Below are 18773 nucleotides of genomic sequence, written 5' to 3'. Positions count from 1 at the left end.
AGGGCCCCGGTGCCTGGGGAGGTCAGGCGCCGGCACCGCCGGAGCCCTCGGGCGTGGCTTGTCAACCCCCCGCCCCGGAAGCGCCCCAGTTCCCCGGGCCACCCGGGGCACCGCGGCCCGCCTCCGGGCGGCCGGTGGCGTCCGCGGGCGCGCGGCCGCCAGCGAGGGCCTCCTGATGGGCGGCCGGGCGGCCGCCCCATCGCGTGGCAGGCCTCGCCGGGGAAGTGGCCCCGGCCGTTGGGGTTCCCGCCGCCCGGGCCCCCGGCGCCGCGGCAGGCGCCCGGCCTCCCACCCGCAATCCCGCCAGGGCTGCAGCCAGCGACTGTTCCGTGATGGCCCAGTGGGAGGCATGCCACCGCACTCCGCCCCGGTGCCAGAGCAGCGCCTGGGGGGAGGCGTGAGGCACCCCCAGCCGCCGGGCGATCTCGCCTGAAAGGGCCCGCTGCTCGATCACCTTCACCAGGTAGTAGCGGGCTCCGGCAGGGTGCGCGGCCACGAACCGCTGAAAGGCCTGGTAGGCAGCGGCGCTGATGGGACAGGCGGTGCTGTGCTTGAAGATCAGCACGGGCGCGGGACCGCGTAGCGCCTGTTCGAGCTCCGCCATCGACTGCAGGGCCACGATCATGGGCCCACCTCCTCCTCATCGCCGGCCGGGGGATCCCCCGGATCGCCCTCCTCGGCCGTTTCGATGGCCGTTTCGATGCCCCGGTACCGCTCCGCCTCGGAGTCCGGCCGGAGCCCCTGCCCCGGCCGGACTGTCCCGGCGTCCCCGGCCCCGTGGGATGCGGCGTCTCCCGCCGGCTCCGCACCGCCCTTCTGACCCGCCGGGTCCCCGCCCCCCCGGTCGCGGCCGGGCGCGTCACCGGCCGTGCCTCTTCGGGCCTTGGCCCGGCGCTTGGCGCCGTACATCGCCTGGTCGGCCAGGCGCAGCAGGTCGGTCCAGTCCCGGGCATGGGCAGGATACGCGGCAATGCCGATGCTCGCCCCTACCCCCAGCCTGCCCCAGGCCCAGCCGGCCGGGCTGGGTTCTTCCAGCAGGCGCTGCTGGATCCGGGCGGCCACGGCCCGGGCCCCCTCCGGTCCCGTTTCCGGCAGGACCACCACGAACTCGTCGCCCCCGTAGCGGACCACGTAGTCGACGCTCCGGCAGGCCTCCTTGAGCACCCGGGCCACCCACACCAGCACCTGATCCCCCGCTTCGTGGCCGAACCGGTCGTTGACCAGCTTGAGATCGTCCAGGTCGATGAAGAGCAGGGACAGCGGACGACCGTAACGCGCGGCCCGCTCGCCCTCCTCCCTCAGGCGCTGGACCAGGTAGCTTCTGTTGTAGAGGCCGGTGAGGGGATCGGTGATGGCCTGCTGCTCCACCCGCTCCATCAGCCAGGCCCGCTCCAGGGCGACGGCCACCTCGTCGGCGATGGCCTGAAGAAGGCGCAGGTCCCGGCGCGTAAAGGCGGCCGGCAGGGGCGATTCCACGCTGAGGACACCCACCACCCGGTCCCCGTGCAGGACGGGCACGGCGATCTGCGACCGCGCCTCGTTGAGGCCGGGGTAATAGCGCGGGTCCCGGGTCACGTCGTCGACGATCACCGGTTCCCCCGTCTCCACGACGGCGCTGCAAATGCCCTTGCCCGCCGGCAGAACCACCCCCTGCACCTCGGGCGGATACAGGGGCGCCGAGGCCAGCTGCAAAGACCCGTCGGGCTGCACCAGCAACAGGGCTAGGTACGGATAGCCCAGGCGGGCCGAGAGCAGGCTGTTGAACTCCCGGATGAGATCGTCCAAGCTGGTGACCTTGTTCAGGGTATGGGTGCAGGCGTACAGCGCCTGCAGCTCGGATTCGGTCAGGGCGGACTCCGCCGCGGCGGCGCCGGGAGCGGGCGCCGCCGGGTCCGCCCGGTCACCTGGGACCGCTTTCCCCAGGAGCGCCTCCGCGGCCGCCGCCTCCCTCCAGGCCGCCGGCCTTCCGCAGGACACCGCCGCCGCCGCCGGCGCAGGCCGGCCACGGGCCGCCACCAGGCAGGCACCGGCCAGGGCCGCCGCCTCGGCTGCCAGCAGGCGCCAGCCGGTGGCTCCCGCGGGCCGGGCCAGCAGCGCCACCGCCATCAGCAAAAGGCCCGCCGCCGCCACCGCACCTCCCCGCCTGATCCCCCAGCGGCGCGCCGCCGCCACACCGGCCACGGGCGCTAGAACCCACACCTCCACCCATCCGGCCGCGGCATACACCGCCAGCACCGCAGCCAGCCAAACGAGAATCAACGCCGGCCAGACCGGCCCCTGCCAGGGCCGCTGCCGGTCACCCGCCGGGGTGACGACGGGACCATCCCCCCGCGGTCCCATCCCCCCGCCTTGCAGCCTCATGCCCCCCAACTCCCCACCGGCCGTCGGGTGGCGCGGCCGGTCCGACCCCTGACCGGCCACCCCACCCCTTGCAGCGACTCCCCCGACATCCAGAATCCCGCGCAACACTTGCCGTGCGGCTTCCCCACCCGCCCGCAGGCGGGCCCCGCCCTGCCGGAACCGCCGCGGCGGCAGGCCCCCCACCCGCCGGCCGCCGGCACCTCCGGCTGCCTCCGGTCCGCCTTCTCAACCGCTGGACGTGCTCACCCGGCGCGTCCTTCCGCCGGCACAAACCCGCACTGCGGCCTGGATGGGTTACAATCGAAAACGTAGCGCAACGGGACAGGCAGCGGAGCCCGTTGTGATGCCCACCGGGCGTTTGGAAGGCACAGGAATGACAAAGTCCATGGACGTCTGCAACGCCTGCGACGGGAAAAGTGTCCGGAATAGATTCGTGACGCCGGTTCCGGCTTCCTGCAGGGCCGGCAGCGAGGGATGGTTATGGTTCGTCCTGGAAGCACCCGGCGGCGCCGGGGATGGCGCTGGCTGGCCTGGGTGGCCGGCGCCGGCTTGCTGGCCGTCGCCCTGGCCGCCGCTTACCTGGCTGGCTACGAATTGACCGCTCCCGCCGAACCGGCGGCTCCGGCACCGGCCTCGCCGACCGGCGAGCCGGCCCCGAGCCGGCCGGCCCGTTCGGAGCGGATCAACATCCTGCTCCTGGGCATTGACGCCCGCGAACAGGGCGCCCAGACCCGCTCCGACACGATGATCCTGGTCTCCATCGACCCGGACACCCGGGAGGTGGCCATGCTCTCCATCCCCCGCGACAGCCGGGTGGAAATCCCGGGCCGGGGCCTGGACAAGATCACCCACGCCCATGCCTTCGGCGGGGTGGAGCTGGCCACCCGCACCGTGGCGGAGAACTTCGGCATCCCCGTCCATCACTGGGCGCGGATCGACATGCCGGGCTTCCTGCAGCTCATCGACGTGCTGGGCCCCGTGGAGGTCGACGTCCCTTACGATCTCCGCCTGCAAGACGGGACGTTCCTCGAGAAGGGGCGCCACACCATGGACAGCCGGCTGGCCCTGGCCTACCTGCGGGAACGGTACAACGACCCCGACGGGGACTTCGGCCGGGCCGACCGCCAGCAGCAGTTCCTGATCGACGTGGCCAGGCAGCTGAAGGCGCGCATGACCCTGCTGGACGTGCCCCGGACCCTGGCCATCATCAACCGGTACGTGGAGACGGACATGGGCCTGCGCGACGCCGTCGCCCTGGCACGGCTGGCCTGGAACACCGACCTGGACGGCATCCGCCGGGGGATGGTCAAAGGGCACGGCATCATGCTGAAGGGGATCTATTACTACGAGGTGGACTGGCCCGCCACGAACCAGGTCCTGTACGAGCTGGGCATCAAAGAGCCCGCGGAGACCACGGCCCGGGCCACCGCCCCAGGCTCCCTGCCCGGCGGGACGAACCCGGCCCCGGCCCCGGGCCCGAGCTCGTCCCACGAAGCCCGGGACGCCGCCGGCGCCGCCCCCGGCTCTCCGGCCGGGCCGTAGCCGCCGATCCCAGGACGCCGCGGAGGGCCGGCCCCAGGACCGCCCGCATCGTACGGGGCCAACGGCCAGGCGCCGTTCCACCGGCAAGCAGCGGGGCCCTAAGCAGCAGGGCTTCCTGAGCAGTAGCGCCCTTTGATTGGATTTGAGCGGCCAGCCCCGCGCCGGTGCCGCCCCGCATCCTGGGGCGCCCGGCCCCTCGGGCTGTCCCGCCGCGCGCGCCGCGACCCCGCCGTACTGGCTGGTGCGCCGCCGCCACGCCCCCGCCACCAAGGGCGCCTCCACCTGGCCGCCCAGGCTGCCCCGCCGCGCGGGCCGCTGCCCGCACTCGACCTGCTGCCCCGCTGCCCCGCCGCGCGGGCCGCGGCCCCACTCGATATGCTACCCCGCCGCCCGGCCGCGCAGGCCGCGGCCCCCACGCGACCTGCGGCCCCAGCGCCCGCCGCAAGGGCCGCGGCCCCCACTCGGCGTGCTGCCCGGCAGCCCGCCGGCCACCGCGCGTCCCGCCCCCTGCGCTCAGGTTCCCCGCGCGCCGTCAGGCCCCCCGTCCTGCCCGAGGGGTCTGGGGCCAGCCGGGCCCGCCGGACGGCCCCTGCCGCCGCCATCCCCCCGGACGGGGCCGGCGGTAGGCTGCCCGGCCGTGGCCGCGCCGGCCGCGGGGCTCCCCGCCGCGATTCCTGCCCCAGGCCGGGCGGGGTTCGTCCGCGGGTCCAAGGCCCCCGGCGGCTCGCCCGCCTGCGGGTTCTCCCCCTTGAAGACGGCAAACAGCAGCCACAGGGACGGGATCAGGATGAGGAGGCCGGCGGGCGTGGCCCACAGGGCGAAGCGCAGGATGGGGTCGGGCGCCGCCGCGTTGAACACCGTCACATCGGGATAGATCAGATACGGCCACTGGCCCAGGGCCCAGCCCCAGAGCAGCACCACCACCTCCGCCACCGCGGTCACCCGCGCCAGCAGGAAGTAGCGCCGCCACACGAGCCAGCCCGAGAGCAACGCCAGGGCCGCACCCGTCGCCACCAGCACCCGGCCCCGCTCGGAGACCAGCTCCCAGAGGTGGGGGGCCGTCCGGGGCGCCAGGGGCAGCAGGGCGCCGGCCAGGACGGCCACGGCGATGCCGGCCCCGAGGGCGCGCCGGCGGAAATCTTCCTGGAGCGCACCCCGGGTCTCCACCGCCAGGTAGACCGCGGCCAGATAGGCGAACAGGGCCACCGCCAGCGCCCCCACCAGCAGGGAGAAAGGGCTGAACCAGGCGTGGAGGGCATTGGTCGACACGCTGCCGTCGGGCGCCACCCGAATGCCGCCCGAGGAGACGGCCGCCAGGGTGGCGCCCAGGAGAAAGGGCGTGATGGTGCTGGCCGCACCGAAGACGCTGGCCCAGGCCCGCTGGGGACCGGCCGCCGTGGCCGCGGGCGCCCGGAAGACGAAGGCGGCGCCCCGCAGCACGATGCCCGCCAGCACCAGGTGAAAGGGGACGAAGAGAGCCACCCCCAGGCTGCTGTACGCCCGGGGGAAGGCGGTGAACAGCAGCACCAGGGCAAAAATCAGCCACACGTGGTTCGCTTCCCACACCGGCCCCATGGCCCGGGCGATGGCCTGGCGCTGGGCCTCCGCCCGCGGCCCCCGGGCCAAAAGGTCCCAGACGCCGCCGCCGAAGTCGGCCCCGCCCAGGACCGCGTAGGCCGTCAGCGCCAGCATCAGGACCACCGCCACCACCGTTTCGGGCAAGGGATCACCTGCCGCCGCCGGCACCCGCACCACCTGCCTCCGCAGTGGCCGGCCGGCGGCCGCCCGGACCGCCCGGGCCGGCGGGATGGGCCGGATCGCCGGCGCCGGCCGGGTGGATCCCGGCCGTCTCCCCGGGGACGTCCTTGTGGCCGATCCGGCGCAGCAGCCAGACCAGGGTAACGCTCAACAGCACATAGAGCAGCGTGAAGGCCACCAGGGTGGTCACCACCCCGGGGGCCGGCGTCACCGCGTCCGCCGTGAGCATCACGTCCCGGATGATCCAGGGCTGCCGGCCCACCTCGGTAACGATCCACCCGGCCTCCAGGGCCACGATGCCCAGGGGCCCGGCCGCCACCAGGCCTCGCATGAGGCGCCGGTCGGCCAGCACCCCCGCCGCTCCTCCGGAGCCGGTTGCCGTCGCGTCGCCGTGGGCTGCGCCGGCCCGGACGGCGGTCCCGGCCCGGGCCCCGCGTTCGTGGCGCCAGACGGCCCACCAGTACCAGGCCGAAACCAGCACCATCAGGATCCCCGCCACCACCATGACCTGAAAGGCGATGTGGGTCAGGGGCACGTTGGGCCAGCGGTCGCGGGGCACCCGGTCGAGCCCCTCCACCACGGCCCCCGTGTCCCCGTAGGCCAGCCAGCTGAGCATGCCGGGAATCTCCAGGGCATACGCCACCCGGCCCGTCTCCGGATCGGGCAGGCCGCCGATGCGCAGAGGCGCCCCGGCCTCCGTCTCGAACTGGGCCTCCATGGCCGCCAGCTTGACGGGCTGGTTCTGGGCGACGAACTTGGCGCTGACGTCGCCGGTGACGGGCATCAACAGCGCGGCCACGGTGCCCATGGCCATGGCCATGCGCAGGGCGCTGCGCCGCATGGGGTCCCGGTAGCCTTTCAGGGCCGCCCAGGCATACACGGCGGCCACCATGAAGGCCGTCGCCGCATAGCAGGCCAGGGTGGAATGCAGCGCCATCACCGGCCAGGCGGGGTTGCCGAAGAGGGCCGCCACCGGATCGAAGCGGTGGGGTTCTTCAAGCAGGGTTTGGACACCCACCGGGTTCTGCATCCAGGCGTTGGACGCCACCACCATCACGCTGGAGGCGGCGCTGCTCAGCGCCACGGGGATGCCCGCCAGCCAGTGGGCCCGGGGCGAGAGCCGGTTCCACCCGTAGAGGTACAGGCCCAGGAAGATCGCCTCGGTGAAGAAGGCGAAGCCTTCCAGGGTGAAGGCCGGGCCCGTGGCCGGTCCGGCCAGTTCCATGAAGCGCGGCCAGAGCAGGCCCAGCTCGAAGGACAGGGCGGTGCCGCTCACTGCCCCGATGGCAAAGGTGATGGCCGTCACCTTGGCCCAGGTGCGCGCCAGCTCCAGGTAGCGCGGGTCGCCCCGCCGCAGGTACAACCCCTCGGCCATGAGCATGAGCACCGGCATGCCCAGGGCCAGGGACGCGAAGATCATGTGGAATCCCAGGGAGATGGCCATCTGCAGCCGGGCAGCCAGCAGGGAATCCACCGTCCGGCCCCCTTTCGATCCCGGGTCACGGCATGTTCCCGGGCCTCCCGGACCGGGCCCGCCGGAGTTCGGGCCCTCTCCTCCACCGTATCCAGGGAGCCCCGTCCCCGCCATCGGGTGGCGAGCCAGGGGGCAGGGAGGGGGGCCCGGCCGTGCGCCCGGAACAACCCGGGTGGGCGCCGGCCCGCCGGAGCCGGTGTCCGGTGCCGCGATCCGGTGCTGGTCCTAGGATTCTCCCCGGGCGGGAAAAACGACACGAGAAGAGAAAAGCCCCGCGGGATCCCGCGGGGCTTTCGTACCAGGTGCCGACGGTCACTCGCGGCGCCGCACACCGGTGGGTTCCGGGGAGGGCGGGTGTGCGGCGGGCCGGGTGGGTTCCCGGGGAGGGCAGCGGATGGGCAGTTCCGCTCATGTCCGGCCCGCGCGCCGCGCGGCGGGGGTTCCGACCGCCGCACCGTGGCGTTCACCTGGTCAGGATCGAGGCCGGGTGCAACGGGTGGATCATGACGAACAACCAGGGCGATGAGGCCATTGCCACCCGGCCGGTCCGGCCAATTCCTACTCTAGTGCGGCGTTGTTGCCGTGCAAGGTCTCGGGCTTTGCAAAAATGTTACCGTTTGCTCCGTTTTTGACAAACAGTTGCAGCAGCTGGGCCAGGGTGCCCCGGGGCGCGCCCGCGGCCCCCGGCTCGCCCTCGTGAAGGACGAGCCCTTCCACCACGTACACGGCCATGCCCGCCACCCGCGCGGGCGCGATGTCGTCGCGCAGGTCGTTGCCCACCATCAGGCAGCGGCCGGGTTCGACCCCGATGCGCCGTGCCACCTCCAGATAGTAGTCCGGCTGGGGCTTGCAGCTGTGCATGTTCTCCAGCACCGTCACCAGGTCGAACCGGTCCGCGCTGAGCCCCGCCCAGCGCAGGCGCTCGGCGATGGCCACCATGGGGAAGATGGGGCTGGTGGCCAGGACCACCTTCCACCCGCGGGCGCGGGCCGCTTCGACCACCGCGGCCGCCTCGGGCCGCCTCCGCGCCATGAACTGCAGCTGGGGAAACTGCTCCCGGTAGAACTGCTCGAAACGCGCCAGGGCCTCGTCCCGCCGTTCCGGCCGCGCCCCCGGATGGCGCGCCGGGTCGAGCCCGGCCCACAGCACCTCCCAGAGCAGGTCCTGATTGCGCTGCGAGCGGTCCCGGTTCTGCATCACCGCGGTGGTGGCGCGCACCAGCTGGCGCAGGAAGTCTTCCGGGTCGAACAGATCCGCCACCCAGGCCGCCAGCCGCTGCAGGTAGACCGGGAGGAAGCGGTCCATGTCCAGTTCCAGGAGCGTGCCGTCCAGGTCGAACAGCACCGCCTCGATGGGGCCGCCCGGGCCCTCGAGGACCTGAGCGGCCGGAGCACCCTCCGGGGCCGCGCCCGCGGAATCCCGGGCCGTGCCCGCCACCGGCGGAGCCTCCCCCGGGGTCAGGACCGCACCCGCCGCGGGCCGGGGCCTGCCCGCCTCCCGCCGGGCCGGATCCTCCGGATCCGGGGCCGGGTCCGCCGGGGTCAGGGGCGCGGACGCCGCCCGGGCGGCGTCCGCCCGGGCCCGGACCGGCCCTGCCGGCTGCACCACGGGGTCGACGTCGGCCAAGAGCCTGTCCTCCTTTCGTTCCAAGGTCCGGTTCGGAACGAAAACCTCTTCCTGGCAGTATAGCCCATGCCTCCGTACGGGAGGGCCCCCACCCTTCCGGCCTGCAGCTCGGGCCCTCCACCCTGCGCCCCTTGTGCCCTGTGCCCTCCCTGTGCCCTGCGGGACTTGTGCCTCACCCTGCACGGCTCGTGCCTCCCGGCATCCTCGGGCTCCCGCCTCCGGTCCCCCAAGCCCGCCGCGCCCCACCCGGCCCCGGCCGGCGGCCGAATGCCCACCGGCAACGCTGCCCAGACTACTGCCAGGAAAACACGGCCCAGGCCAACGACCGGGAAACGGAGCGCCCAAAGGGCGCGACGGGCGCCACGGGTATGAAGAGCGCCACGGGGTCCCGGGAGGGCGCGACGGGCACCCCCTCGCGCCCCCGGCAGGAGGTCTTCGCCACCGGCGGGGGAGGTCAACGAGCTTGCGCAGCGAACCCACGGGTAGCACGGCCCGTACAATGGATGAACCCGGCAGGCGTCCGGCTGCCGGCGGTCCCGGCGCCCCCATCGCGGCCAGGGGCACCGCGACCGTCCCCCAGAGCCGCCTCCCCGGTGAACCCTTCACCTTCCCGGGGCACGAGCCCGCCACCCTGCCGCGGCCCGACGTGGAACCCGACCGCTGGCCGCGGGAGGAGCCCGACACCATCGTGGCACCCACCGAAGTGGTCGAACCGGCGGTGTACCCGCGCCCGGAGCCGGAAACGCCGGCCCAGCCCGTGCGGGATCCTGGCCGCGAGCCCGAAACCGCCGGTACCGGCGGCCCTGCCGGTGCCCGGGAGGAACCTGCGCCCGCGGGGCACACCGGAACCGGCCCCGCGGAGACCGGGCCGCTGGCCGCCGCCCCGGGCGAAGTGTTCATCACCCGGGTGCGGGTCGGTCCCCACGCCTTTGAGCGGGTGGTGATCCGGACCCACTGGTTCGAGCGCGGGGAAGACCTGGCCGCCACCCTGCGCCGCTACCTGGCACCGCACCTGCGGCCGGGCGACCACGCCATCATCAGCGAGACCGCCGTCATCGCCGTGCGCGGCCGGATGGTCCCGGCCCACCAGGTCCAGCCCGGCCGGATGGCCACCCTGCTGGCCCGCTACGTCCGCCCCACCGGGTGGGGCCAGGGCCTCTCCATCCCCCACAAGATGCAGGTGGCCATCGAGGAGACGGGCCGGCTCCGCATCCTGGCGGCGGCCGCGGCGGCGGCCCTCACCCGCCCCCTGGGCATCCGGGGCGTGTTCTACCACGTGGCGGGCCCCGGGGCCCGATCCTTGGACGGCATGCGGGCGGGAAGCCCGTACGAGGGCTACGTGCTGCCCCCCCTGCGCCGGGCCGAGGCCCTGGCCATTGCCCGCGAGCTGGCCGCAGCCCTGGGCGCGCCGGTGCACATCGTGGACATCAATGACAACGGCGGCACCATCCGGGCCAGCTCCCACCCCTTCCCCTGGCGGCTCCTGCTGGCCATCCTGCGGGACAACCCCCTGGGCCAGGGCGACCGCCGCTGCCCCATCGGCCTGATCCGGCGCTGGGAAGGCAGTTTCGGCCTCATCGGGGACGAGTGACCGCCGCCGGCATTTGACCAACGCGCCTCCGCCCTGCCGGGCCATCACCGGCAGCTCGCACTTCCATCCAGCCTCAGAAGGCCCAGCCTCAGAAGGCCCCCAGGCCCGTCACGTCGCGCCCCACGATCAGCGTGTGGATGTCGTAGGTGCCCTCGTAGGTGTCCACCGTCTCCAGGTTCAGCATGTGGCGGATCGCCGCGTACTCCAGGGTGATGCCGCTGCCGCCCAGGATCTCGCGGGCCGAGCGGGCCGCCTGCAGCGCCGCCCGCACGTTGCTGCGCTTGGCCAGGGACACCTGGGCGTAGGTCAGCTTGTCCTCGTCCTTGAGCTTGCCGAGCCGCCAGGACATGAGGAGCGCCTGGGTGTGGGCCTGGACCATCTCCACCAGCTTGGCCTGCACCAGCTGCCGCTCGGCGATGGGCCGGCCGAAGGTGACCCGGTGCCGGGCGAACTCCAGCGCCTCGTGGAAGACGGCGTCGATCACCCCCGCCGCGCCCCAGGTGATGCCGTACCGGGCCTGGGTCAGGCAGCTCAGGGCGGCGCCCAGGCCCCGGGCCTCGGGCAGCATCTGGGCGGCGTCGACCCGTACCTCATCGAGAATGAGCTCCGAGGTCACCGAAGCCCGGAGGCTCATCTTGTGCTGGATCTCCCGCGCCCGGAAGCCCGGGGTGTCCGTGGGCACAATGAAGCCCCGGATCACGCCCTCGTCGTCCCGGGCCCAGATCACGGCGATGTCGGCGATGTTGCCGTTGGTGATCCACATCTTGCGCCCGGTGATCACGTAGGACGAACCGTCCTTCCGCGCCCGGGTCTTCATGGAGCCGGGGTCCGAGCCGCCGTCGGGCTCCGTCAGCCCGAAGCAGCCGACGATCTCCCCCCGCGCCAGCCGGGGCAGGTACTCCCGCTTCTGTTCCTCGGAGCCGTAGCGGTAGATGGGGTACATCACCAGCGAGCTCTGCACGCTGACGAAGCTGCGCAGGCCCGAGTCGATGCGCTCCAGTTCGTACATGATGAGGCCGTAGGCCACGTTGCCGGCCCCGGCACCGCCGTACTCTTCGGGCAGGTTCGACCCGAGGAACCCGAGCTCCCCGAAGCGGGGGATCAGGTGGCGGGGGAAGGTCCCCTCCTCCCACCAGCGGGCGATGTGGGGCGCCGCCTCGGCCTCCAGGAAGCGGCGGGCCTCCTCCTGGATCAGGCGCTCCTCGGGGGAGAAGAGGTCGGCGACGCGGTAGTAGTCCAGGCCTGCCAAGGGAAATACCTCCTCACGGGCCGGCGGGGAGCGCCCCGCGGCCCGCTGCACTGGTCGAAGGTTGCAGCACCCGTTACGATTCGTTACCTTCACCGGGCGCCCCTTCCCCGGGCCTACGGCGGGTCACCCTTCCCGGGGGTCCTTCGCGCCAGGGGTTCTTCGCGGGCCCCCTAGCCGGGTTCATCCAGGGTTCGGATTCTGGTTCCGGTTCGGGTTCGGGTTTGGGTTTGGGTTTGGGTTTGGGTTCGGGTTCGGGTTCCGGTTCCCGTTGCTGTTCCTGTCCATGCTCGGGTGCGGGTGCACTCCTTGACGTGTTCGACTCACGGGCCTGAGGTCGCGGTCCCTGCTCCCAGGTCCCCTGCCAGCCGGAAAAGGGCCAGGTCTTTTTTACCGCCATGTGGCGAGCAGCGGTCCGATGCGCGCCTCCAGATCGGGTGGATAGAAGTGCCCGTCCCCCTGGACGATCTCGACCTGTACCGTGAGGCCCGCCGCCTCCATCCACCTGGTCACGTCCTCAATCATGCGGACGGCCCGTTCGTCCCGAGACCCGGCCCAGAAGTAGGCCCGGAGGCGTGGGTTGCGAGGGCTTGGCTCCAGAAGTCCTTCCATGTAGCTCCAATCCCTCAGGTGAGGCGCAAGGGCGATGACACCCCGGGCAGGCAGGACCCCCGACAGGGCGAGGTGGAGGGCAAGGGCTGCACCTCGGGAGAACCCCGCCAGCACCAGCCGCTCGGGATCGAGGGAAGTCCCCGGTGCAGCCGCATCGTCGAGCATCGACCGGTAATGGTACAGGACATCCTGTGCACCTCGGTCGAGATCGTCCCAGTGATAGGCATCCGGACCCATGACCTGGGTCGACTGGGGGACCAGAAGGGCCCATCCCCGGGAGGCCACGAAGCGCCAGCAACCCGCCGCCCTGGCGGCGTTCTCGGCGTTGCCGTGCAGCGCGATGAGGACCGGAGCGGAACTCCTGCCCGGCGGGGCGGACCCGCTGCCCTGGCTCAGCGCGGCATCTTCGGGACGTAGAGCGGTTCCCTCGGGGCACAGGAGGACGCGCCGCAGCACGACCATTCGTTGCGCTTCGATCTGACGTTGCTCGCACACCGCCACCGCCCGCTCGAAGCGCGGGTGGCCCTGAAGCCCGGCCAGGTCGGGGTCGGTGCGCAACCATGTCACGGGAATCCACAGGCCCTGGTCGAGCAGTTGCTCCAAATGGGTCAACGCGGCCTCCCCGTCGCTCAGGCGCGTCAGCAGACAAACCCGCCAATACCCGATGTGCCAGGCCTGTTCCGGGTGAGCGGCCCCCTCCCTGTCAAGGAGATCCAGGGCCTGCCGGTATTGCTGGCGCTCGTAGAGATCGAACACCCGGGATGCCAGCCGGTCGAAGGTCGTCACCGCCGCACCACCCCTCTCACCGTCACAGGGGCGCGGGATCGAGGACGAACCGGCCGCCGGCGCCCTGAACCCGGTTGGATCACGGACCCGAGATCTCCCGGCTCCCCGGTGCGCCCTTCCCCTTGCGCGCGGAACACCCCATGGTGCAGGAACGTGGCATGTTAGGACACATGTTAGGACAACAGCAGCAGGATGACCCCCGCAGCCGCCGCCGCGTAAAGCCAGTACCACCCGCTCTCACACGCCAGCCAGCGCCGCATCCCCCTCACCTCCCCCGCGACCGAACGAGCCGGGCCAGCCGCAGGGACCGGGCAGGTCAGACGGCCCCTTGATCGGACCGGACAAGTCCCTGAGCAGACCGGACATGTCCTTGAGCCGGCCCGGCACCTCCTGATCGGACCGGGCACGTCCTGGAACGGGCCCGGCAAGTCGCCGCCCCCAAGCCCCCCGGGGCCAGTCCCCCGCGCTCTGGCGCCCATACCCCCCGCAACCCATCTTCTGCGCTAACATGGGTTCGATGGGGACCACCGGACCGGCCCCGGGGGCCGGATCCTCTCCCGCCCCGCCGGGGCCAGGACAAGGAGGGCTCGCCATGGACCCGAACCTGCTCGCCTTCGCCCGCCGCCTGGAAGAGCGGCTCGTCTTCACCCCCGGCCCCACGGAGGTCTCGCCCCGCGTCCGGGAGGCCATGGCCCTGCCCGTGGCCAACTCGGACCTCGACCCGGACTTCGCCGCCCTCTACCGCGCCACCTGCGCCGGGCTGCAGGAGCTCCTGCACACCCGGAGCGACGTGCTGATCCTGGCCGGCGAAGGCCTGCTGGGCCTGGAGGCCGCCATCGCCTCGCTGGTCGAACCCGGCGACCGCGTCCTCGCCCTGGCCAACGGCCTCTACGGTCACGGCTTCGCCGACTTCGCCCGGGACTACGGCGCCGAGGTCACCGTCTTCGAGGCCCCCGACCGCCAGCCCCTGGATCCGGACGCCCTGCGCCGGTTCCTCCGGGACCAGAAGCCCTTCAAGGTGGCCACGCTGGTCCACTGCGAGACGCCCACCGGGCTCACCAACCCCGTGGACCGGATCCTGCCCGTGCTCCACGAGCACGGCATCCTGACGGTGGTGGACAGCGTCTCCGCCATCGCCGCCGAGCCCCTGGAGGTCGACGCCTGGCACGCCGACGTGGTCCTGGGCGGCTCGCAGAAGGCCCTCTCCGCGCCGCCCGGCCTGGCGTTCCTGAGCGTGAGCCCCGCCGCCTGGGAGGCCATGGCCCGCCGCCGGACGCCCATCCGCGGCGTCTACCTGAACCTGCGGCTGTGGAAGGACCTCTGGCTGGACAAGGGCGAGTTCCCCTACACCCCCTCGACCTCCGATGTCTACGCCCTCTACGCGGCCGTCGCCGCCGCCCTGGAAGAAGGCGAGGCGGCACGCTTGGCCCGGCACCAGCGGCTGGCCCGCGCCATCCGGGCCGCTGGGGAGGCGGCCGGCCTCGAGCTGTACCCCGCGCCGCAGGCCGCCGCCCGCTCCGTCACCGCCTGGCTCATCCCCGGCGCCCTGCGCCCGCGGGAACAGGAGATCCGCCGCTTCATGTGGGAAGAACACAGCGTCCTCATGGCCGGCAGCTGGGGCGACGCCGCCGGGCGCATCTGGCGTGCCGGCCACATGGGCGAGAACGCCCGGCCCGAGAAGGGCGAGCGCTTCGTCCGGACCCTGACGGCCACCCTGCGGCACTTTGGGTGGAACCCGCCCGGCGACCCGGTGGAAGCGTACCGGGCCGCCCTTGCCGGCGAGGGCGGCGGTGAGAGCAGCTGAGGCGCGGGTTCGAAGGCGGATGAGTGCCGTAGGCGCGGGCTGCCGCCGCAAGCTCGGACGCGTGCCACAGGCATGCCGGCGGAGCGCCCCCGCTGGTGGGGCGCCCCCGCGATGCCGGGCCCAGAAAACAACGGAGGGATGGCAGCATGGCCGTCAATTCGATGCCGTCGAAGCCGCCGCAGGGCACCCGGGTGACCGTCCGCCCGGCCGAGCCCCGTGACTTTGAGGCCGTCACCCGCCTGCTGGAGGAACTGGGCCGCCCCGCCGTGCCCCCCGAGGCCGAGGCGGCGGCGCGGGAGGTCTACCTGCGCCACCTGCACCGCCCCGACACGGCCTCCCTGGTGGCCGAACTGGACGGGCGCGTGGTCGGCTTCATGTCCCTGGAGTTCCGCGACCGGCTGAATCAGCTGCGGCCCCAGGCCTGGATTCCCGACCTGATCGTCACGGAATCGGCCCGCGGCTTGGGCATCGGCAAGGCCCTGCTCCAGCGCGGCATGGAACTGGCCCGGGAGCGCAACTGCTGGAGCATCACCCTGGAATCCGGCCACCACCGCAAGGTGGCCCACCAGCTCTACCGTGCGGTGGGAATGCGGGACGAGGGCCTGTTCTTCCGGCTGCATTTCTGACGCGGTGGCTGCGGCCTTGGGGACCCATTGTGCGCGGCCTGCGGGTTACGACTCGAGAACCCTTGCGCGCGGGGCTGCTGTGGGAAGGAGAACCAGGCCAGCCGTGGTATCACATATGATACTGGCGCACTATACTAGGGTTGCGGGATGGCCCCCATGAGGGTGAAGAAGCTGGTCCTTAAGATGCTTCGGAACCCTCAGGCCATCACCCGCCTTGAGGAGCTTGTCGCCGTGGCAAACTATTTCGCGCCCGAAGTTCAGTACCGTGAGTTATCCAAACATGCAATGGCTTTTTACCGTCCGAACCGGTTCGGCGAGGTGACGATTCCAACAACCAGGCAAATCAAGAGAGTTTATGTTCGACAGTTTGCCGAACTCATCTATGATTTGATTCCACAAGAATGGCTCGAGGAATGGGGAGGGACGGTTGATGAGTAAGCAAATCCGTATACGCTATCCGTTCATTGTGGAACAGGTGGAAGAAGAGGACGGTAGCGTGTATTGGGAAGCGGAGGTGCCCGACCTCCCCGGATGCGCTGCGGCCGGTGAAACACTCGACGAACTGATCGAAACGCTGGCCGAAATGATTGACGCCTGGATCGAATCGGCCAAACAGCGTGGGCAGGAGATTCCCGAGCCGAGTACCGTCGAAAACTATAGCGGAAAAGTCCTGCTAAGAATGCCGCCGACGCTGCATCGTCGCTTGGCGCTGATGGCGAAGCGAAACCGGATCAGCCTGAACTCTCAGATCGTAAACGCGCTCCATTACAACATTGGTCGGGAGTCTGCGCCGCGAACGTATATTCACTTCGAATCGACACCAGAAACTACATCTAGCCGGCCTGTTTACTTTCGGACCAAGAGTATTACGGACTATGGACATGGAGGCGTGATATACAGTGGCCGAATCCGCTCGTGAGAGAAAGGTAGCCGAACTCAGATTCGTTCTGGAAAACGAGGGCCTTGCACCAGTCATCTACGCCCATGGCGCCTACGGTGGGGTGGGACCGCGCGGGGAAGTGGTGGTCAATTTCTACGTTGAAAGCTGGGCCCAGCCGACCGAGGGAACCGTGACGATTTACGAAGACGGAACGGCAAGGGAGGAAGCGAAGAAACCCGACCGCCTGCGGCGTACCGTCGTTGCACGAGTGTTTCTGCCAGCAGAACCTGCTCGGGCTATTGGCGAGTGGTTGCAGCAAAGCGCCGAAAGAGCCCGGCAGGCCTCGCAAGAAACAGACGGCACCCGCTTCGAGGGACGGGCCTGAAGGGGCACCGTCCCTTTTGTGGGCCCGCGAGCCCAGCCCCCTTGCCACGGTTTGCCACTGTCCTCACCACCGCGCCGCTGCCCTCACCACACGCCAACATCGCCCGCCCTCACGCCGCCTGCGGGATCTTCCAACGGCCCGGGCTTTTGTAGCCGCTGTGGCTACAGGGATCCACTTCGGGACACCGAAGTGTCTTCCATCGACGGGGTTCGACAAAAGATGACAGCACACGGTCGGCTGCGGGTCGAATCCTGGAGCCCCCATGGTGAGGAGAGCGAGCATGAAGAAGGTCTGGCGGGTGATCGTCGAGTCCCTTAAGAAGGTTTTCCTGGTGGGTGAGCCGCCCGATTCCCCGGGGGAGGCGGCGATCAACCCAGAGAACTGGCAACTCATGCGCGAAACCCTGATCCTGTTCCTCGGCCTGGCGCTCGCCGTGATCGGCTTCGTCGTGGCTTGGTATACCGGTCGCATTTGAAGGCCTGCCGCCAGCCGGTGACCGGCAGCCAAGCCCGCTCGGCAGGGCAAGGTGACCAAGCGCGAACCGCCGGCGTGGGCGAAGGAACTTCCTGAGGGGGATGACCAGCGTGTTTAGCCCGGACGCAAGTCAGGAGAACGCCGATTGGCTTCGCCAGCGGTGGCTTCTGCCGCCTTACAAGAGCGAGGAATTTATGCGGTGGCTTCGGGCCAAGGGCCAGACGCTCGAATGGTTCCGGAAAACGCAGGTGTACAAGGCAGCCGTGCAAGTGGGCCTAATTCAGAACGATGAGTGGGCCGGCGACAGGCGTTCATTGCCACCGAAGGCGGCGGTAAACGGTTCGTGGGGCGCTGTGAACAGCGAAGACCGGAACCGCAAGGCCGGAACGGCACCTCACCCCGCCACCGGCTGCACGGCCTTGGCCACCTGCCGCCGGTACCACTGATACGTGGCGGCCAGACCCTCCTCCAGACTGACCCGCGGCGCCCAGCCGAGGAGCCGGCGGGCCCGGTGGTTGGCCAAAACGCTGTGGCGAATGTCCCCAGGCCGCGGCGGGCCGTAGCGGGGCGCCGGCGAGCCCTCCACCAGCCGGCCGATGCGCTGGGCCAGCTCGCCGATGGCCGTGGCCCGGCCGCCGGCGATGTTCGCCACCACGCCGGCCGGCCCCGTCAGGGCCAGGACAAAAGCCCGGGCCACATCGCCCACGTACACGAAATCCCGGGTCTGCTGGCCGTCGCCGTGGATCACCGGACCCCGGCCGCTCAAGGCATCCAGGAAGAACCTCGCCACCACGGGCCCCGTCTCGGGCCGCTGGCCCGGCCCGTACACATTCCCCAGGCGGAGGATCACGGCCTCCAGCCCCGTTCCCTGGGCGTACTGCTGGATCAGCCACTCGGCCGCCAGCTTGGAGCGGCCGTAGACGGACAGGGGCTTGAGCGGGTGGTCTTCGTCAACGGGCAGTCGCTGCGGATCCCCGTACACCGCCGCCGACGAGGCGAACACCACCCGGCGCGTCCCAGCGGCCACCGCCTCCCGCACCAGGTTCAGGGTGCCGTATACATTGACGTCCACGTCCTGGTCCGGCCGCTCCAGGGAGCGCTCGACGCTGACCTGGGCGGCCAGGTGGATCACCGCCTCCGGCCGGAAGTCACGAAAGACCGCCGCCACCTCGCCGGCCTGGGTGATGTCCAGCCGTTCCACCGTCACGCCGGCAATGCGCCGGACCCGGCCTGCGGAGAAGTCGTCGACGGCCAGCACTTCGACGGGTTCGACTTCGCCGCCCAGTCTCACTCCATCGCCGCCAGCCGCTGCCGCCCTCGCCTCGCCGGCGGAGGCCACTTCCATGCCGGCCTGGGGAGCGCCGGCACCCGGGGATTCATCTCCTCCGCCGGCCGGTGCCGCGCCAACTGCTGCTCCGGCCACCGGGCCAGATCCACCCCCCGGCTCCGCCGGGCCAGCCTCACCCCCAGCTGCTGAGGCGCCGGGCCCACCCGTGGCCGCTGCGCCCCCGGCCGCACCCCCACACTCCGCCCCCGTTACCAGCTGCTGCACCACATGGGAGCCGATGAATCCTGCCGCACCCGTCACCAGAACCCGCACGAGCCGGA

General features: G+C 71.6%; 16 protein-coding genes. 8 read left to right on the top strand and 8 right to left on the bottom strand.

Annotated elements, in window-relative coordinates:
- Window positions 1-61: 61 nt before the first annotated feature.
- Window positions 62-625 carry a bacillithiol system redox-active protein YtxJ gene (gene ytxJ, locus DYI95_RS03645; RefSeq protein WP_116900767.1) on the bottom strand — a complete coding sequence of 188 codons (564 nt, stop codon included), beginning with the start codon at window positions 623-625 and terminating at the stop codon, window positions 62-64.
- Window positions 622-2361: a sensor domain-containing diguanylate cyclase gene (locus DYI95_RS03640; protein ID WP_243149849.1), complete on the bottom strand. Its 1740-nt coding sequence runs from the start codon at window positions 2359-2361 to the stop codon at window positions 622-624. The genes ytxJ and DYI95_RS03640 overlap by 4 nt, the downstream gene beginning before the upstream one ends.
- A 480-nt stretch (window positions 2362-2841) precedes the next feature.
- Between DYI95_RS03640 and DYI95_RS03635 the strand changes: the two genes are divergently transcribed.
- Window positions 2842-3903 carry an LCP family protein gene (locus tag DYI95_RS03635; protein WP_116900769.1) on the top strand — a complete coding sequence of 354 codons (1062 nt, stop codon included), beginning with the start codon at window positions 2842-2844 and terminating at the stop codon, window positions 3901-3903.
- Between the two features lie 513 nt (window positions 3904-4416).
- Here the strand turns inward: DYI95_RS03635 and DYI95_RS03630 are convergent.
- From DYI95_RS03630 to DYI95_RS03620, 3 genes are all read right to left on the bottom strand, one after another.
- The gene (locus tag DYI95_RS03630) at window positions 4417-5625 is read right to left on the bottom strand and encodes a cytochrome d ubiquinol oxidase subunit II (RefSeq protein ID WP_243149848.1); all 1209 of its coding nucleotides are present in this window, start codon (window positions 5623-5625) and stop codon (window positions 4417-4419) included.
- A gap of 4 nt (window positions 5626-5629) precedes the next feature.
- Complete coding sequence (locus DYI95_RS03625) at window positions 5630-7135, bottom strand: cytochrome ubiquinol oxidase subunit I (protein ID WP_116900771.1); 1506 nt, start codon at window positions 7133-7135, stop codon at window positions 5630-5632.
- A 558-nt stretch (window positions 7136-7693) separates the two neighbouring features.
- Window positions 7694-8761, bottom strand: coding sequence for an HAD family hydrolase (locus DYI95_RS03620; protein WP_116900772.1), 1068 nt, complete (start codon window positions 8759-8761; stop codon window positions 7694-7696).
- Between the two features lie 463 nt (window positions 8762-9224).
- On the opposite strand from DYI95_RS03620, the gene DYI95_RS03615 reads away from it, so the two are divergent.
- Window positions 9225-10352 carry a hypothetical protein gene (locus tag DYI95_RS03615; protein WP_116900773.1) on the top strand — a complete coding sequence of 376 codons (1128 nt, stop codon included), beginning with the start codon at window positions 9225-9227 and terminating at the stop codon, window positions 10350-10352.
- An 88-nt stretch (window positions 10353-10440) separates the two neighbouring features.
- Here DYI95_RS03615 and DYI95_RS03610 read toward each other — a convergent pair whose 3' ends face one another.
- Window positions 10441-11601 (bottom strand): acyl-CoA dehydrogenase family protein, encoded by a 1161-nt coding sequence (locus DYI95_RS03610; RefSeq protein WP_116900774.1) that lies wholly within the window; start codon window positions 11599-11601, stop codon window positions 10441-10443.
- Between the two features lie 387 nt (window positions 11602-11988).
- Window positions 11989-12996, bottom strand: a complete 1008-nt coding sequence (locus tag DYI95_RS03605; RefSeq protein ID WP_116900776.1) for an alpha/beta hydrolase — start codon at window positions 12994-12996, stop codon at window positions 11989-11991.
- 592 nt (window positions 12997-13588) lie between these two features.
- Here DYI95_RS03605 and DYI95_RS03600 point away from each other — a divergent pair.
- The 6 genes from DYI95_RS03600 to DYI95_RS03575 all read left to right on the top strand — a co-directional run bounded on the left by DYI95_RS03600 (window position 13589) and on the right by DYI95_RS03575 (window position 17166).
- Window positions 13589-14800 carry an alanine--glyoxylate aminotransferase family protein gene (locus DYI95_RS03600; RefSeq protein ID WP_116900777.1) on the top strand — a complete coding sequence of 404 codons (1212 nt, stop codon included), beginning with the start codon at window positions 13589-13591 and terminating at the stop codon, window positions 14798-14800.
- A gap of 146 nt (window positions 14801-14946) precedes the next feature.
- On the top strand, window positions 14947-15426 hold the full coding sequence (locus DYI95_RS03595; RefSeq protein ID WP_116900778.1) for a GNAT family N-acetyltransferase: 480 nt from the start codon (window positions 14947-14949) through the stop codon (window positions 15424-15426).
- Between the two features lie 162 nt (window positions 15427-15588).
- Window positions 15589-15864, top strand: coding sequence for a hypothetical protein (locus DYI95_RS03590; RefSeq protein WP_147308108.1), 276 nt, complete (start codon window positions 15589-15591; stop codon window positions 15862-15864).
- Complete coding sequence (locus DYI95_RS03585; RefSeq protein ID WP_116900779.1) at window positions 15857-16345, top strand: type II toxin-antitoxin system HicB family antitoxin; 489 nt, start codon at window positions 15857-15859, stop codon at window positions 16343-16345. Before DYI95_RS03590 ends, DYI95_RS03585 begins: the two co-directional genes overlap by 8 nt.
- The gene (locus DYI95_RS03580; protein WP_147308109.1) at window positions 16326-16691 is read left to right on the top strand and encodes a hypothetical protein; all 366 of its coding nucleotides are present in this window, start codon (window positions 16326-16328) and stop codon (window positions 16689-16691) included. Before DYI95_RS03585 ends, DYI95_RS03580 begins: the two co-directional genes overlap by 20 nt.
- A 280-nt stretch (window positions 16692-16971) precedes the next feature.
- Window positions 16972-17166: a hypothetical protein gene (locus DYI95_RS03575; protein WP_116900780.1), complete on the top strand. Its 195-nt coding sequence runs from the start codon at window positions 16972-16974 to the stop codon at window positions 17164-17166.
- Between the two features lie 393 nt (window positions 17167-17559).
- Here DYI95_RS03575 and DYI95_RS03570 read toward each other — a convergent pair whose 3' ends face one another.
- A complete protein-coding gene (locus DYI95_RS03570; protein WP_116900781.1) occupies window positions 17560-18456 on the bottom strand; it encodes an NAD-dependent epimerase/dehydratase family protein in 897 nt (298 codons plus the stop codon).
- Window positions 18457-18773: the final 317 nt, after the last annotated feature.

It is taken from the genome of Thermaerobacter sp. PB12/4term (assembly GCF_003403315.2).
GTDB lineage: Bacteria > Bacillota > Sulfobacillia > Thermaerobacterales > Thermaerobacteraceae > Thermaerobacter.
Note: the sequence above shows the minus strand (reverse complement) of the source record. Positions and strands in the feature narration are given on the sequence as shown.

What these genes read in the sequence shown, in the direction of transcription:
- DYI95_RS03635 (WP_116900769.1), top strand. Translation starts at nt 2,842, where the DNA reads ATGGTTCGTCCTGGAAGCACCCGGCGGCGCCGGGGATGGCGCTGGCTG.
- DYI95_RS03640 (WP_243149849.1), bottom strand. Translation starts at nt 2,361, where the DNA reads ATGAGGCTGCAAGGCGGGGGGATGGGACCGCGGGGGGATGGTCCCGTC.
- DYI95_RS03595 (WP_116900778.1), top strand. Translation starts at nt 14,947, where the DNA reads ATGGCCGTCAATTCGATGCCGTCGAAGCCGCCGCAGGGCACCCGGGTG.
- ytxJ (WP_116900767.1), bottom strand. Translation starts at nt 625, where the DNA reads ATGATCGTGGCCCTGCAGTCGATGGCGGAGCTCGAACAGGCGCTACGC.
- DYI95_RS03585 (WP_116900779.1), top strand. Translation starts at nt 15,857, where the DNA reads ATGAGTAAGCAAATCCGTATACGCTATCCGTTCATTGTGGAACAGGTG.
- DYI95_RS03575 (WP_116900780.1), top strand. Translation starts at nt 16,972, where the DNA reads ATGAAGAAGGTCTGGCGGGTGATCGTCGAGTCCCTTAAGAAGGTTTTC.
- DYI95_RS03600 (WP_116900777.1), top strand. Translation starts at nt 13,589, where the DNA reads ATGGACCCGAACCTGCTCGCCTTCGCCCGCCGCCTGGAAGAGCGGCTC.